This window comes from Streptomyces sp. SS8 (genome assembly GCF_054072955.1).
The window spans coordinates 139,704-154,599 of sequence record NZ_JBSVCZ010000015.1; the positions used below are offsets into that span (position 1 = coordinate 139,704).

Consider the following 14,896-nt stretch of genomic DNA (forward strand, 5'->3'; position numbering starts at 1 on the left):
GAGCGTCAGCCGAAGCACGCCTCCCAGGTCTCCGGACCGACGACACCGTCGACCGTCAGGCCGTGCCGCGCCTGGAAGCGCTGGCACACCTCCTTGGAGCGCGCGTCGTACCGCCCGTCCGTGCCGGGGGACCAGCCGAGCTCGCGCATCCGCCGCTGCCACAGCCCCACGGCGGGGTGCTCGGTGGCCGGCGGATGGCTGAGGTGGACGCCGGGCCAGGCGGGGGGACCGGAGGCGGGCTCCAGCGAGCCGTCGCGCACATAGGAGGAGAGCCGGCCCGGACAGGACGTCGGCAGGTGGTCGCTGTGCCGGTTGATCCCGCGGCCCGCGCCGCCGATGTCGCGCAGATTGGCGATCGACCAGCGGAAGGCGTCCAGGAGTTCCTCGGTGACGGGGTCGTAGTCGGAGGAGGAGCCGCCGGTGAGCGCGCACACCGCGTACCAGTCCCGGTTGCCGGAGTCTGTGCCGTTGGCGGCGGTCCGCACCCACGGCCCGCGCCCTTCGTAGACGCGGCCGTGGACGCACACCAGATAGGTGTAGGCGATGTCGGCCCAGCCGTTGCCGTCCATGTGGTGCCTTTGGATGCCGCGCACCTGGCCGGCGCACTCGCCGTGGTCGGAGCGGGCGGTGCGGGTGCCGCCGACGTGGTGGACGGTGGTGCCGCCGTTGCCCGGTGTGATGTGGGAGGGCCGGTTGGTGGGGGCCCGGGCGCCCCATTCGGATCGGGGGACGAAGACGGCCATCAGGCGTCCACCCCCTCCCGGCAGCACTCCACACCGGCGTTGAGGGGCTCGCCGGGGGCGTCGTCGTCGGCGTCCCCGGGGTAGAGGGCGGCCGGGTGGTAGGGATGGGTGACCGCCGGGAGGCGGTACTCGCCGGCCGCGGCGCCGGCGCCGAAGGCGCCCAGGGGCGGCAGCGCGGCGGCACCGGCCGCGGCCGTCGCGGCGGCGCCGGTCAGGCCCAGGAATCCGCGCCGGGTCGGGCGGGGGGAGGGGCCGGAGGACGGCCCGGGAGACGGTCTGGGGGAGGGTGTGGAGGACAAGGGGATCTCCTGCCGCCGAGGGGGTGGGGAGGGGGTGGGACGAGGACGGGAACCCGTCCGCCTCAGTGCGCACAGGGGCCTACCCCCCGGCGTCCGGTACAGGCTCGCCCGTACCGGTGAACCGCACGGCCCCAACACGGACCGACCAGACGGTATGCAACGGGCGGTGGGGCGTCTAAGCTCCTGCCGACCCCGCCGGCGGTGCACCGGCGCAACGCCCGCACACCGGCACGCCCGCTCACCGACGCGCCGACACGGCGGCAAGGAGACCCCATGGCCATCGACCCCACGGGAGCCGACCTCAAGCGCATGCTGGCCGAGGACCCCGGCGGCCCGGTCGTCATGCTCAACCTGCTGCGCTTCGCCCCGGACGGCCGGGCCTCGTACGGGGAGTACGCGCGGCACCTGGCGGACCGCTTCCTGGAGCGCTACGGCGCCGAGGTGCTCTACGCCGGCGACGGCGCCACGGCCCTGGTCGCCGAGGACGGGCAGGCCTGGGACGCGGTGCTGCTCGTCCGCTACCCCAGCCGGGAGGCGTTCTGCCGTATGGTCGCCGACCCCGAGTACCAGGAGGTCACCGCCCTGCGCACCCGCGCGCTGACCGAGGCCGTGCTCCAGCCGACCGTCCCGTGGGCCTCTCGCGGCGGCTCCTCCTCCGAAGGCGACTGACGAGCGGCCGGGCCCGTCCACGCGTTCCCCGGCGCGGTCCGGCCCGGACATGGCACCGTGGCCGCCGTGACGAGGGACGTGGCGACGAAGGACGAACTGCTGTCCGCGCTGGCGGGGCTCAGGCGGGCCCCGGTCGCAGGCCGGCGCGCACCGCACAAACCGCTCCTGCTGCTGTGGCTGCTGGGCCGTCTCGCGGCCACCGGCAGCACGGCGGCGGCCTACGGCGAGGCCGGGGAACCGGTCGGCCGCATGATCGACGACTACGGCCCTCCCGCGCGGTCCTCCGACCGCGCCGCCATGCCTTTCGTGCACCTGGAGCGCACCCTGTGGGACCTGCGGGACGCCGACGGCCGCCCCATACCCACCTCGGCCCCCGAACGCGGCTCCTGGCTGCGCGCCCGGGGCGCGACCGGACGGCTGCACGCGCCCGTCGAGCGTCTCCTGGCCGACCCCGTCACCCTGGCCGCCGCCGCCCGGCTCCTGCTGGACCTCCACTTCACCCCTGCCCTCGAACCCGCCATCCGGGCCGACGCCGGACTGGACCTGACGGCACTGGACCTGACGGCCGTGGAGGAGACCGCCCTCACCCTCGGGGCGCGAAGGCGCCGCCCGCGCCGGCCGGAGTTCACCCGGCAGGTGCTGCACGCGTACGCCCGCGCCTGCGCGATGTGCGGCTACGACGGTGCGCTGGGCCGCCACCCGGCCGGACTGGAGGCGGCCCATGTGCGCTGGCACAGCCAGGACGGCCCGGACGAGCCGTCCAACGGGCTGGCGCTGTGCGCCCTGCACCACGCGCTGTTCGACCTCGGGGCGCTCGGCCTCACCCCGGACCTGCGCATCCGCGTCTCCCCCCGCTACACCGCCCGCGGCCCGGCGGGCCGCGCCGTCGGGGCGCTCGACGGCGCCCCGCTGGCCAGGCCCCGTCCCGGACTGCCGCCGGTCGACCCCGTCTTCGTGAAGTGGCACGACCGCCAGGTCTTCAAGCACGGCGACCGCGCGGTCCCCGCCTGAACCGCCGCGGGAACCGGCGGGCGCGGGCCGCGGACGCGCATGCGGCGCTCCTGAACGGGTACGGCGTCCTCCTGCACAGGAGATCGACGGCGGTCGCGGACGACCGCGTACGCCACGGAGCCGAGGAGGCCGTCATGACCACCCCCGAGGAGAACCGGCCGAAAACCGAGAAGACCGATCAGGTCGTCTTCGACGAGCAGGGCCAGGAGTCCGCCCGCCGGGCCGAGGAGGCCAACAGGGACCGCGGGAACGTCGGGCGGCAGCTCGAGGACGCCATGAACGAGGCCGGCGTGGACCGCGAGGACCTCACCGGCGAGAAGGGCGAGGGCGGGCGGGGTTAGCCGCGAGCCGGCCGGACCGCCGCCGGGCCGCCCCGCGAACGGCCCGCACATGCCCTCGGGGGCGCGACCGCTCGGCGGCCGCGCCCCCGAGGGCATGTGCGGGCGGGGATCAGTCCTTGCCGAAGACCGCCTCGCTCACGTCGTCCGGTCCGTCGAAACGGTCCTTCTTCAGTGAGGAGAGCTCCTCGACGGCCTCCTTCTCGGCACCCTTCTCCCTGCCGTTCCTGACCGGGGACCCGCGGTCGGCGGGGTGGTCCACGCCGCCCAGGGCCTTCTGCGGCTCGATCGGGTCGTTGATCCTCGCCGTCGGGTCCCCTGTGCGGGGGGCGCACGGCCCGTACGGCCGCCGGGTGCCCCGGCGGCCGGGAGCGGTTCAGGAGGTGCTGCTCGCCGCGCCCGGAGTACGCCGCCCCCGCGCCGGGCGGCCCCGGCGCCCGCGGGAGGAGCCGGACGCACCGCCCCGGCCGGAGGAGCCTCCCCGGCCGGACGCGCCGCTCCGGCCGGAGGAACCGCCCCGGGGCCGCTGGGGCCGCTCGGCGGGCGGCGCGACGAGGACCACGGGGACGCCGGAGGGCTCCTTCGCCCCGGTGATCCGCACGAGTTCCTCACCGGTGGAGCGCACCGGGGTGACCTTGGGCGACACACCGGCGGCGGCCACCATCCGGTCGACATCGCGGCGCTGCTCGGGGGTGACCAGGGTCACGACGCTGCCGGACTCGCCGGCCCGTGCGGTACGGCCGCCGCGGTGCAGGTAGTCCTTGTGGTCGGCGGGCGGATCGACGTTGACGACCAGGTCGAGGTTGTCGACGTGGATGCCGCGGGCGGCGACGTTGGTGGCCACCAGGACCGTGGCCTGCCCGTCCTTGAACTGCTCCAGCGTGCGGTTGCGCTGGTTCTGCGACTTGCCTCCGTGCAGCGCGCCGGCCCGCACCCCGCTGGCCAGCAGTCTTCTGACCAGCCGGTCCACGGCGCGCTTGGTGTGCACGAACATGATCACGCGTCCGTCGCGGGCGGCGATGCGCGTGGCGACGGCGTTCTTGTCGTCGGTGCTCACCCGCAGGATGTGGTGCTCCATCGTGGTGACGGCGCCCGCCGGGGGATCCACGGAGTGGACCACCGGGTCGGACAGGAAGCGCCGCACCAGCCGATCCACGTCACGGTCCAGGGTGGCGGAGAACAGCATCCGCTGGCCGTCCGGGCGCACCTGGTCCAGCAGGGCGGTGACCTGCGGGAGGAAGCCCATGTCGGCCATCTGGTCGGCCTCGTCCAGCACGGTGGTGCGCACCTGGTCCAGCCGGCAGTCGCCGCGCTCGACCAGGTCCCTCAGCCGCCCGGGGGTGGCGACGACCACCTCGGCGCCGTTCCGCAGAGCCGCGGCCTGGCGGCCGATGGACAGACCGCCCACGACCGTGGCCGTCCGCAGCCGTACGGCCTTCGCGTACGGGGTGAGGGCGTCGGTGACCTGCTGGGCCAGTTCCCGGGTGGGCACGAGCACCAGGGCCAGCGGGCGGCGCGACTCGGCGCGGTGCCCGGCGGTGCGGGCGAGCAGGGCCAGTCCGAAGGCCAGGGTCTTGCCCGAACCGGTCTGGCCGCGGCCCAGGACGTCACGTCCGCCGAGCGAGTCGGGCAGGGTGGCCGCCTGGATGGGGAACGGGGCGGTGACGCCCTCGCGGCCCAGGGCCTCCAGCAGCGGGGCGGGCATGTCCAGCTCGGCGAACGATGCGGCCGGGGGCAGACCGGGGGTGCCGGCCGGCGCCATGGGCTCATCCCGGTGCGGGGCGCTCCCGCGGCCGGGGGCCGTCTTCTGCGCGGGGATCCGCGCGGGGGCCTGGGAGCGGGAGGGGCGGCGGCGGGCGGGACGGGAGGAGCGGGTGGAACGGGTTCCGGAATTCTGGTTCACGCGGGGTGTGACCTTCCTCGGGGCGGCGCGTGCCGGGGAGGCTCCGCGGCGCGTGAGCGGGCGGAGAGTCGCGGGAACGAGCCGGTGAAAGAGCGGATCGCGCTGCTGCGCGGGGAGGGCCGGCCGGACGGGCCCGGCGAGGGGCGTACGGCCGGGGTGTGCGGCGGCGCGGCCGTGGGCCGGAACGCGGCACGAGCCGGGGCCCGCACCCTGCGGTGCGGGCCCCGGCTTTCGTGGTGCTGCGCGTCGCGTTCGCCGAACGCGGCGGGATCAGGCGGGGAGGATGTTCTCCGCCTGCGGGCCCTTCTGGCCCTGGGTGACGTCGAAGGTGACCTTCTGGCCCTCGTGGAGCTCGCGGAAGCCCTGGGTGGCGATGTTCGAGTAGTGCGCGAAGACGTCGGCGCCGCCGCCGTCCTGCTGGATGAAACCGAAACCCTTTTCCGCGTTGAACCACTTCACGGTGCCAGTAGCCATACTTTTTCTCCTCCAGATAGGGGCAGAGCAGGAGATCCGCACTGCGCGGACCTCCGTGTCGCCGCAATGAGACCCCGCCGGAAGAGCCGGAAAAACAAAGGCGCCTGAAGGTTACAAACCGTCAGGCGCGCACAAAGTTCATGGGTACCAAAACTGCAACGTGGTCCACCGTAACACAGATCCGCCCCGGTGGGCGGGAGGACGGCCGGAGGCCGCCCGGCGTCCGGCCGGGCGGCCTCCATTCCGCGCACCCCCGGGCGCGGCGTACGGGGGGTGTGGGCGGTGTCAGGCGGTGTGCAGCGTCAGGCCGTACACCGACAGGATCTCGTTGACCGGCTGGAACCACGTCTGGCCGCCACCGGAGCAGTTGCCCCAGCCGCCCGAGGTCACGCCCTGGGCCTGGTCGCCGCTGACGAACGAGCCGCCGGAGTCGCCGGGCTCGGCGCAGACGCTGGTCTTGGTCATCTGGTGGACGGCGCCCTGGCTGTAGTTGACCGTCTCGTTCTTCGCCAGCACCTGGCCGCAGTGCCAGCGGGTCGTGGAGCCGGAGCGGCAGATCGAGGCGCCGACCGGGGCCTCGGCCGAGCCGCGCACCAGGACGTCGGGCACCGTCCCCCAGCCCAGCACCACCGGGACGGTCCACCAGCCGTGACCGGTCCGCACGAAGGCGTAGTCGTTGCCGGGGAAGGAGGAGCCCGCGAAGGTGCCCATCTGGGAGCCGTCCCAGCCGCGCACCGACGCTCCGGCCGGCCCGCAGTGCCCGGCGGTGACGAAGCCGCCGTGCACGGAGAAGCCGATGGAGCAGCGGGCGCTGCCGGTGTAGTACGGGTCGCCGCCGACGACGCCGGCGGCGAAGGTGCGCGGCGCCTCCCCGGCGCTCTCGCGCACCTCGACGGGACCGGTCTTCCGCGCGGCGGCCAGGAAGCCGCGCACGGCGGCGTCGTCCCCGGCGCCCTCCACGAGTTCGACCACCACGCTGTTGGCCCGGGGGTCGACGTACCAGCCGCTCACCCCCTCCGGGGCGGCCTCGCGCTCGGCCCGGGCGTCGATCCGCTCCTTGGCCGCGTCCAGTTCCTTCGCGCTGTGCTCGACCACCCGCACCTCGGCGCCTGCGGCCCGTACGGCGCCGGCTCTGCCGGGGGCGGTCACACCGACGACGAGCTCGCCGGTGCGGGCGTCGAACCAGGAGCCGGCGAAGGCGGCGCCCGCGGCCCGCTCGGCCCCGGGCGCGGCCTCCATGGCAGCCGCCTCCTGCCGCAGCCGTTTCCGCGCCTGGCCCTCGGTCAGCCCGAGGTCGCGCTCCATGGCGTCCACCAGTTCCTGGGTGGGTGCGCCGGCGCGGGGCTCGGCCGGGGCGGGGGAGGCGGAGGCGAGCCCGCCTCCCGTGGCGGTCAGGGCTCCCAGCGCGAGCAGCGCGGACAGGCCCGCGCGCACACCGATCCTGCGTCGCATGACGGTTGTTCTCCTTCTGTCGGCTCTACCTGGTGAGGTCGAGGTGGGGTCGGACAGCGGAGACGTGAGAGCGCTCTCAGGTCTGGTCCAGGAGAGCGTAGAAGGGATCTGAGGTCATGTCCATACCAATGCTGGGGGCGGGCGGGCCTTCCGCCACCGGGCGTGGCGGCCGCCACGCCGGGTAGCCGGGAAGCGGGCGGCGGAGGGAGCGGGTGTGTTCGAGGGGTTCACGCTGGAGCGGATCGACGTGGGGGAGGCGGTCCTGCGGGTGCGCCACGGCGGCTCGGGCCCCCCGGTGCTGCTCCTCCACGGCCATCCGCGCACCCACGCCACCTGGCACCGCGTCGCGCCCCTGCTCGCCGACGGCCACACCGTCGTCTGCCCCGACCTGCGCGGCTACGGCCAGTCCTCCAAACCGCCCACCGACCGCGAGCACACCCCGTACTCCAAACGGGCCATGGCCCGCGACTGCCTGGAGCTGATGCGGCGGCTGGGCCACGACCGCTTCGCCGTCCTCGGCCACGACCGGGGCTCCTACGTCGCCCACCGGCTCGCGCTGGACGCGCCGCAGGCCGTGACCCGCCTCGCGGTCGGCGACTGCGTCCCCATCAGCGAACACCTGGCCCGCTGTGACGAGCGCTTCGCCCGCGCCTGGTACCACTGGTTCTTCTTCGCCGTCCCGGACAAGCCCGAACGCGCCATCCTCGCCGACCCCGCCGCCTGGTACGGCGGCTCAAAGGAGGCGATGGGCGCGGAGGCGTGGGAGGACTACCGGGCGGCCATCCGGAATCCGGCCACCGTGCGGGCGATGCTGGAGGACTACCGGGCCGGGCTGACCGTGGACCGCCGCCACGAGGAGGCCGACCGGGCCGCGGGCCGCCGCGTCGCCTGCCCGGTGCTGGTGCTGTGGTCGGAGAAGGACGACCTCGGCGACCTCTACCCGGACATCCCCGGCATCTGGCGCGACTGGGCGGACGACGTCACCTGCGGCACGATCGACAGCGGCCACCACATGGCCGAGGAGGCGCCCGAGCAGCTAGCCGGGGCGCTGCGCGCCTTCCTCGCCCCGGAACGAGTGCGGGCGGGCTGAGCCCGGAACGGACGCGGGCGGTCCGGGTGCCCGGGCCCCGGCTTCCGCTCGGCCCGGCTCACTTGGCGTCCGCGTAGCACTCCACCACGGCCGTGGTGAACGGGAAGCGCACCGGGGTCTCGCCGAAGACCGCGAGGCCCGCCCGCTCGCCCGCCGCCCGGACGGCCCCCACCACCGCCTCCGCCTCCCGCTCGGGGCAGTGCACGATCACCTCGTCGTGCTGGAAGAACACCAGCTCGGCGCGCATCCCGGCCAGGGACTGCCGCAGGGAGGCCAGCACCAGCAGCATCCAGTCGGCCCCGCTGCCCTGCACCACGAAGTTGCGGGTGAACCGCCCGCGGGCCCGGGCCGCGCCGCCGCCCGCCGGACCCTCCGCACCCGCATCCGGCGGGCCGACCCCGCCGTCCCCGAAGTCCGCCTCCCGGGCGGCCGCGGGCGGACAGGTGCGCCCCAGCCAGGTGCGCACCAGCCGGCCCTCCTCGCCGGCCCGCGCCGCCTCGTCCACGTACGCCACCGCCGCCGGGTAGCGGCGCCGCAGATCCGCCAGGTGCCGCAGGCCGTCCCCCGAGGTCTGCCCGTACACCGCGCCCAGCAGGGCCAGCTTGGCCCGGTCCCGGTCGCCGCCGAACGCCCGGTCCGACAGCACCGAGTACATGTCCCGGCCGCTGCCGGCCACCTCCATCAGGCCTCGGTCGCGGGAGACGGCGGCCAGCACCCTGGGCTCCATCTGGTCGGCGTCGGCGACCACCAGCCGCCACCCCGGATCGGCCACCACCGCGCGCCGCACCACCTTGGGGATCTGCAGCGCGCCCCCGCCGTTGCTCGTCCAGCGGCCCGTGACCGAGCCGCCGGGCACGTACTCGGGACGGAAGCGGCCGTCGCGCACCCAGGTGCGCAGCCAGGACCGGCCGTGCGCGGTGTGCAGCCGGTACAGCGTCTTGTGGCGCAGCAGCGGGGCGACGGCCGGGTGGTCGACCTTCCGCAGCTCCCACGCCCGGGTCGAGGACAGCCGGATCCCGTCCCGCGCGAACGCCCTGACCACGTCCGCCGGCAGATCGGGCCGCACCCGCACCCCCGGCCCGAAGGCGCGCGAGACCTCCTCGGCCAGCTGGGCCAGCCGCACCGGCTCGCCGCCCGGATAGCTCTCGCCCAGCAGCTCCCGCAGCAGCTCCCGGTGGACGTCCGCCCGCCAGGGCACCCCCGCGCGGTTCATCTCCGCCGCCACCAGCGTCCCCGCGGACTCCGCCGCCAGCAGCAGCCGCATCCGCTCCGGGTGCCCGGCCGCCTCCACCCGCCGCAGCTGGTCGGCGTACACCTCCAGCAGGGCGGCGAGCGGGTCCGCACCCGGCGGCAGCGGCACCGGGCCCGGCGCGAACAGCGAGGGCTGCTGGTCGGCCGCGGGCAGCGGCGGGTCCTCCGGCACCGGGGCCCGGTGCAGCCGCGCCCAGGCCGCCGCCAGCGAACGCGGCTCGCCCCACCGGCCCTCGTGGCCCAGCAGCAGCGCCTCGCACGCCTCCGTGTCGTGGCACCGCTCCACCCGCACCCCGGCCTCCAGCAGCCGCGGGTACACCTGCGCCGTCGACCGCCACACCCACCGGGTGACCGAGCCGGAGGCGGTGCGCTCCGCCACGGCCCGCGCCACGTCCGGCTCGGCCTCCACCGGGCCCGCCGCGCGTCCCCGCCCGTCCAGCGGGCACAGCAGGGCCGTGCCCTCGGCGGTCACCGCCACCGCCCAGCGCACCGCGCCCTCCCCTTCCCGTCCGCCCCTTCGCCCGGGGCCGTGGCCGTCCCGCATACGGTGGAGTTTGACAGCGGGGACCGACAACCGGCGGCGATCCCCACAGCGGTCTCCGTCCCGCGGTGACGCCGGACCGCCGATCGGGCATACTCCAATCGCCACAGCCGCTGGTCAGCCACTCTCGCGACCCGAGGGGCGACATCGGCCGGTACCACCACTTCCCGGTGGCGGCGCCCCACCCCGAGCGCCCGCCGCCGCAGCCCCCGACAGGGAGGAGAGCGCCGCGATGACCGAGTACGGCACCCAGCCGGTGGAACGCCGGATGCCCACCGAGGAGGCCCGTGACCTCCTCACCCTGGTGCGTGAACTCGCCCAGCGCGAGATCCGTCCGGTCGCGGCCGAGGAGGAGGAGAGCGGCCGCTTCCCCCGCGAGACCTTCGCCCTGCTGTCGGAGTCCGGCCTGCTCTCACTGCCCTACGGCGAGGAGTTCGGCGGCGGCGAGCAGCCCTACGAGGTGTACCTGCAGGTCCTGGAGGAGCTGGCCGCGGCCCGGCTCACCGTGGGCCTGGGCGTCAGCGTCCACACCCTCGCCTGCCACGCGCTCGCCCACTACGGCTCCAAGGAGCAGTGCGCCGAGCACCTTCCGGCGATGTTCACCGGCGGGCTGCTGGGCGCGTACTGCCTGTCCGAGCCCTCCTCCGGCTCCGACGCCGCCGCGATGCGCACCCGCGCCGTCCGCGACGGCGACGACTGGGTGCTCGACGGCACCAAGGCGTGGATCACCCACGGCGGCATCGCCGACTTCTACACCGTCATGGCCCGCACCGGGGGAGAGGGCCCGCGTGGCATCACCGCCTTCCTCGTCCCGGGCGACGCCGAGGGACTCAGCGCCGCCACCCCCGAGCGCAAGATGGGGATGGGCGGGTCGCCGACGGCCCAGGTCCACTTCGACGGGGTCCGTGTCCCCGACAGCCGCCGGATCGGCGAGGAGGGGCAGGGCTTCGCCATCGCCCTGGACGCCCTCAACTCCGGCCGGCTCGGCATCGCCGCCTGTGCGATCGGGATCGCCCAGGCGGCCCTCGACGAGGCGCTGGCCCACACCGCCGGGCGCGAGCAGTTCGGGCGTCCCGTCTCCGACTTCCAGGGCGTGCGGTTCATGCTGGCCGACATGGCCACCCAGATCGAGGCCGGCCGCGCCCTGTACCTGGCCGCGGCCCGGCTGCGCGACGCGGGGGAGCCCTTCGCCCGGCAGGCCGCGATGGCCAAGCTGTTCTGCACGGACACGGCCATGAAGGCCACCACCGACGCCGTCCAGTTGCTGGGCGGCTACGGCTACACCCGCGACTACCCGGCCGAGCGCCTGATGCGGGAGGCCAAGGTGCTGCAGATCGTCGAGGGCACCAACCAGATCCAGCGGGTGGTCATCGCCCGCCACCTGGCCGGCCCCGAGAGCCGCTGAGCGCGACGGCGGTCCGCGCCGCCGGGAGAGGCCCGGGCGCGGACCGCCGGCCGGACCGCCGGTGCGTCCGTGCCCGGCGGTGTCCGGGCGTGCGGTGTCTCTTCGGGCTCACGGCGCTTCCGGCCGGGGCGGCGTACGCCGTCAGTGGCGCGGGTGCCGCCCGTGCGGAACGCGCATCGGGTGCGTACCCGGGCCGCCGGCGTGGGAGAAGGGCTGCATCCGCCAGTGCAGCCCCTCGGGCAGCGTCAGCAGCGTGGCGGCGTCCTGCTCGCGGGTCTCGTGCTCCGGGCCCTCGGGCCCGGCGTCCTCCACCGGACGCCCCGAGCCCTGGCACACCGTCAGGCCGAACGGGTTCCACGGAGTCGGGCACAGGGCGTGCTCGGGGAGCGTCTCCTCGTCCGCCAGCAGGGCTATCGGCCGCGCGCAGTCCGGGCAGACCACCCGGAAGATCTCGTAGGTCTCGTGGTTCTCGTAGGCCTCGGTTCTCTCCTCCTGGGCCTCGGTGTCCGGGTGACCGGCGTGGAGCGACTTCACCTTGCGCATGCAATCCCCCTTGGACGGGCTGCCGGGTGTCCGATCGAGGGTGTCCCGGCCACAGCAAGCATTTCCCTCCGTTGCCCATCCGTAATCTCCGCACCCTCCCGGACACGGGAGCACGGGTGTGGCGTTCGTCACATGCCCGCGCCCCGGGGGCGCCGACGGGCCGAACGGTGTGCCGTGGTGCGCCCGGCGCAGTAGGTTGCCTGTCGTGGAGGAGCTGGATCGTCGCATCGTGGAATTGCTCGTCAGGGACGGGCGGATGAGCTACACCGACCTGGGCAGGGCCACCGGCCTGTCGACCTCGGCGGTGCACCAGCGCGTCCGCAGGCTGGAGCAGCGCGGTGTCATCCGCGGCTACGCGGCCGTAGTCGACCCCGAGGCCGTCGGGCTGCCCATGACCGCCTTCATCTCGGTCAAGCCGTTCGACCCCAGCGCCCCGGACGACATCGCCGACCGGCTCGCCGAGGTGCCCGAGATCGAGGCGTGCCACAGCGTCGCGGGCGACGAGAACTACATCCTCAAGGTCCGGGTCGCGGCCCCCGTCGAGCTGGAGCACCTGCTGGCGCGCATCCGCTCCCTGGCCGGGGTCTCCACCCGCACCACCGTCGTGCTGTCCACCCCCTACGAGGCCCGGCCGCCCCGCGTGTGAGGGCCTCCGCGCCGCGTACGGGCGACCCCGGCGGCCGGGAGCGGCGGGGGAGGGGGAGACTGGCAGCCATGAGCGACAGCACGGCCCCCCTCGACGGCCCTGACCGCCCCGGCCGCCCCCGCACCGTCCTCCTGCGCGGAGGCGAGGTCCACAGCCCCGCCGATCCCTTCGCCACCGCCATGGTCGTCGAGGGCGGCGGCATCGCCTGGGTCGGCTCGGAAGGGGCCGCGGACTCCTTCGCCGACGGCGTCGACGAGGTGGTCCACCTCGACGGCGCGCTCGTCACCCCGGCCTTCACCGACTCCCACGTCCACGCCACCGCGACCGGCCTGGCGCTCACCGGCCTCGACCTGGCCGGCGTCCGCTCCCCGGCCGAGCTCCTGGACCGTGTGCGGGAGTACGCCCGGTCCCGTCCCGGCGACCGGATCCTGCTCGGCCACGGCTGGGACGCGTCCGCCTGGCCCGGGCAGCGGCTCCCCTCCCGCGCCGAGCTCGACGAGGCCGCCGGCCGGCGGCCGCTCTACCTCACCCGCGTCGACGTCCACTCGGCCCTGGCCACCACCGCACTGCTCGACCTCGTCCCCGGCTCCCCCGGTGTCACGGAGCTGCCCGGCTACACCCCCGGCGCCGCCCTGACCGGCGACGCCCACCACGCGGTGCGCGCCGTCGCCCATGCCTCCATCACCCCCGCCCAGCGCACCGAGGCCCAGCGCGCCGCCCTGCGCCACGCGGCCTCCCGGGGCATCGGCACCCTCCACGAGTGCGCGGGACCGGAGATCTCGAGCGAGGACGACCTCACCGGGCTGCTGGAACTGGCCGCCGCCGAGCCCGGACCCCGCGTCTTCGGCTACTGGGCCGAGCACATCACCTCCCCCGAGGGCGCGCGGCGGGTGCGGGGGCTCGGCGCCCTCGGTGCCGCGGGCGATCTCTTCGCCGACGGCTCCCTGGGCTCCCACACCGCCCATCTGCACGAGCCCTACGCCGACGCCGGCCACCGCGGCACCGGCCACCTGGACGCCGACGCCGTCGCCGCCCACGTCGCCGCCTGCACCGAGGCCGGGCTCCAGGCCGGCTTCCACGCCATCGGCGACGCCGCCCTCACCGCCGTCACCGAAGGGGTGCGCGCGGCCGCCGAACGGGTCGGTCTGGAGCGGGTGCGGGCCGCCCGGCACCGCGTCGAGCACGCCGAGATGCTGACCGGGGCCACCATCGCCGCCTTCGCCGAACTGGCCCTGACCGCCTCCGTCCAGCCGGCCTTCGACGCCGCCTGGGGCGGCGAGGACGGCATGTACGCCCGGCGCCTGGGCCGCGAGCGCGCCCGCACCCTCAACCCGTACGCCGCCCTGCTGCGCGCCGGTGTGCCGCTGGCGCTCGGCTCCGACAGCCCCGTCACCCCGCTCGACCCCTGGGGTACCCTGCGCGCCGCCGCCTTCCACCGCACTCCCGAGCACCGGATCTCCGTCCGCGCCGCCTTCACCGCCCACACCCGCGGCGGCTGGCGGGCGATCGGCCGCGACGACGCGGGCGTCCTCGTCCCCGGGGCCCCGGCCGACTACGCCCTGTGGCGCACCGGCGACCTGGTGGTGCAGGTGCCCGACGGCCGGATCGCCGCCTGGTCCACCGATCCGCGTTCGGGCACCCCGGGCCTGCCCGACCTCGGCCCGGACCGCCCGCTGCCCGTCTGCCTGCGGACGGTCGTCGGAGGAAGGACGGTCTACGAACACCCGAACGGGTGACGGTGGGCGGGCCATACCGCCGAACGATGCCCTCCCAGGTCTGCCCTCCCGGGGCGGCTCTCTCCGCACTGACCTGCTGCTTTGAGGAAACGCCGCAGGTCGTGGGGGTGTTGACAGGCCGCGGCGGTCGGCGGGTAGGTTCTGCCGGGTCCACCACAGGACATCCGACCGGGGGATCCTCCGCGCACAGTCGTCGAGCGAGCTGGGTCATGGGCGGTGCGTCGCACCGGCGTACGGCCGGGAGCCAGATCCAGCGTCCGCGGCACGGGGACGGAGCGATCCCGGCCGGTCGGCGGTGCGACCCGGGTGGGGGCCCGGAGGCTCAGTAGACAACGACTTTCGGCCGATCCGCAGCCAGCGGGTCCCAGGTCGGCCCGAAGGGCGCCGGGCCCCGATCCCGAGGACGCCCCTGCCCTCTTCCGCACCGCCCCTCCCGCCCACCGGCCGCGCGGGGCCGCCTGCCCCGCCCCCGTGCGGAGCCCCCGCGTCCCCACCCCGCCCCCGCGGAAGCCCCCGGGCGTTGTACGGTCGGGCTCGTCACCGCACGACCTGCGAGAAAGGCCGCGACCGTGCCATCGGGCCCCGAGACCACCGCCGAAGCCGAGACCGGCGGCGCGGCCGCCGACCTTCCGGACGAGCCGCAGCACCGCCGTACGACCGTCCCGGCCGGCGCCCCGGCACGCGCCGCCGCCGGGGGAGCCGGGGAGGCCGGTGAAGCCCCCGCCCCCGCCCCGGCCGGGCCCCGGCCGCGCCCGATCGGGAGAGCGGGGGGGTGGGGCAGAGGGGTGATATCGG

At 75.7% G+C, this 14,896-nt stretch carries 15 protein-coding genes; 7 read left to right on the top strand and 8 right to left on the bottom strand.

Features of this window, described 5'->3' with window-relative positions; genetic code table 11:
* Window positions 1-5: 5 nt before the first annotated feature.
* Both ACW69E_RS16545 and ACW69E_RS16550 read right to left on the bottom strand, forming a co-directional pair.
* Entirely contained in the window at window positions 6-743 is a 738-nt protein-coding gene (locus ACW69E_RS16545; protein WP_457499011.1) for a peptidoglycan-binding protein, read from the bottom strand.
* Window positions 743-1,042, bottom strand: coding sequence for a hypothetical protein (locus ACW69E_RS16550; RefSeq protein ID WP_457499012.1), 300 nt, complete (start codon window positions 1,040-1,042; stop codon window positions 743-745). The genes ACW69E_RS16545 and ACW69E_RS16550 overlap by 1 nt, the downstream gene beginning before the upstream one ends.
* Window positions 1,043-1,315: 273 nt before the next feature.
* On the opposite strand from ACW69E_RS16550, the gene ACW69E_RS16555 reads away from it, so the two are divergent.
* The 3 genes from ACW69E_RS16555 to ACW69E_RS16565 all read left to right on the top strand — a co-directional run bounded on the left by ACW69E_RS16555 (window position 1,316) and on the right by ACW69E_RS16565 (window position 3,063).
* A complete protein-coding gene (locus ACW69E_RS16555; protein WP_457499013.1) occupies window positions 1,316-1,711 on the top strand; it encodes a DUF1330 domain-containing protein in 396 nt (131 codons plus the stop codon).
* Between the two features lie 78 nt (window positions 1,712-1,789).
* The gene (locus ACW69E_RS16560; protein WP_457499029.1) at window positions 1,790-2,722 is read left to right on the top strand and encodes a phosphorothioated DNA-binding restriction endonuclease; all 933 of its coding nucleotides are present in this window, start codon (window positions 1,790-1,792) and stop codon (window positions 2,720-2,722) included.
* A gap of 134 nt (window positions 2,723-2,856) precedes the next feature.
* Complete coding sequence (locus ACW69E_RS16565; RefSeq protein ID WP_457499014.1) at window positions 2,857-3,063, top strand: hypothetical protein; 207 nt, start codon at window positions 2,857-2,859, stop codon at window positions 3,061-3,063.
* 109 nt (window positions 3,064-3,172) lie between these two features.
* On the opposite strand, the gene ACW69E_RS16570 is transcribed toward ACW69E_RS16565, so the two are convergent.
* The 4 genes from ACW69E_RS16570 to ACW69E_RS16585 form a co-directional block, all read right to left on the bottom strand.
* Complete coding sequence (locus tag ACW69E_RS16570; protein WP_457499015.1) at window positions 3,173-3,322, bottom strand: DUF2795 domain-containing protein; 150 nt, start codon at window positions 3,320-3,322, stop codon at window positions 3,173-3,175.
* Window positions 3,323-3,436: 114 nt separating this feature from the next.
* Entirely contained in the window at window positions 3,437-4,963 is a 1,527-nt protein-coding gene (locus ACW69E_RS16575) for a DEAD/DEAH box helicase (RefSeq protein ID WP_457499016.1), read from the bottom strand.
* Between the two features lie 270 nt (window positions 4,964-5,233).
* Window positions 5,234-5,437, bottom strand: a complete 204-nt coding sequence (locus ACW69E_RS16580; RefSeq protein WP_093656524.1) for a cold-shock protein — start codon at window positions 5,435-5,437, stop codon at window positions 5,234-5,236.
* A gap of 285 nt (window positions 5,438-5,722) precedes the next feature.
* A complete protein-coding gene (locus ACW69E_RS16585; protein ID WP_457499017.1) occupies window positions 5,723-6,889 on the bottom strand; it encodes a S1 family peptidase in 1,167 nt (388 codons plus the stop codon).
* A gap of 214 nt (window positions 6,890-7,103) precedes the next feature.
* On the opposite strand from ACW69E_RS16585, the gene ACW69E_RS16590 reads away from it, so the two are divergent.
* Complete coding sequence (locus ACW69E_RS16590; protein ID WP_457499018.1) at window positions 7,104-7,979, top strand: alpha/beta fold hydrolase; 876 nt, start codon at window positions 7,104-7,106, stop codon at window positions 7,977-7,979.
* Between the two features lie 58 nt (window positions 7,980-8,037).
* Here the strand turns inward: ACW69E_RS16590 and ACW69E_RS16595 are convergent, their stop codons facing one another.
* Complete coding sequence (locus tag ACW69E_RS16595; protein ID WP_457499019.1) at window positions 8,038-9,774, bottom strand: bifunctional 3'-5' exonuclease/DNA polymerase; 1,737 nt, start codon at window positions 9,772-9,774, stop codon at window positions 8,038-8,040.
* A gap of 229 nt (window positions 9,775-10,003) precedes the next feature.
* On the opposite strand from ACW69E_RS16595, the gene ACW69E_RS16600 reads away from it, so the two are divergent.
* Window positions 10,004-11,176, top strand: a complete 1,173-nt coding sequence (locus ACW69E_RS16600) for an acyl-CoA dehydrogenase family protein (RefSeq protein WP_457499020.1) — start codon at window positions 10,004-10,006, stop codon at window positions 11,174-11,176.
* A gap of 141 nt (window positions 11,177-11,317) precedes the next feature.
* Here the strand turns inward: ACW69E_RS16600 and ACW69E_RS16605 are convergent, their stop codons facing one another.
* Window positions 11,318-11,719, bottom strand: coding sequence for a hypothetical protein (locus tag ACW69E_RS16605; RefSeq protein WP_457499021.1), 402 nt, complete (start codon window positions 11,717-11,719; stop codon window positions 11,318-11,320).
* Between the two features lie 205 nt (window positions 11,720-11,924).
* Between ACW69E_RS16605 and ACW69E_RS16610 the strand changes: the two genes are divergently transcribed.
* Both ACW69E_RS16610 and ACW69E_RS16615 read left to right on the top strand, forming a co-directional pair.
* Window positions 11,925-12,365 carry an Lrp/AsnC family transcriptional regulator gene (locus ACW69E_RS16610; RefSeq protein WP_457499022.1) on the top strand — a complete coding sequence of 147 codons (441 nt, stop codon included), beginning with the start codon at window positions 11,925-11,927 and terminating at the stop codon, window positions 12,363-12,365.
* A gap of 68 nt (window positions 12,366-12,433) precedes the next feature.
* Window positions 12,434-14,101, top strand: a complete 1,668-nt coding sequence (locus tag ACW69E_RS16615) for an amidohydrolase (protein WP_457499023.1) — start codon at window positions 12,434-12,436, stop codon at window positions 14,099-14,101.
* Window positions 14,102-14,896: the final 795 nt, after the last annotated feature.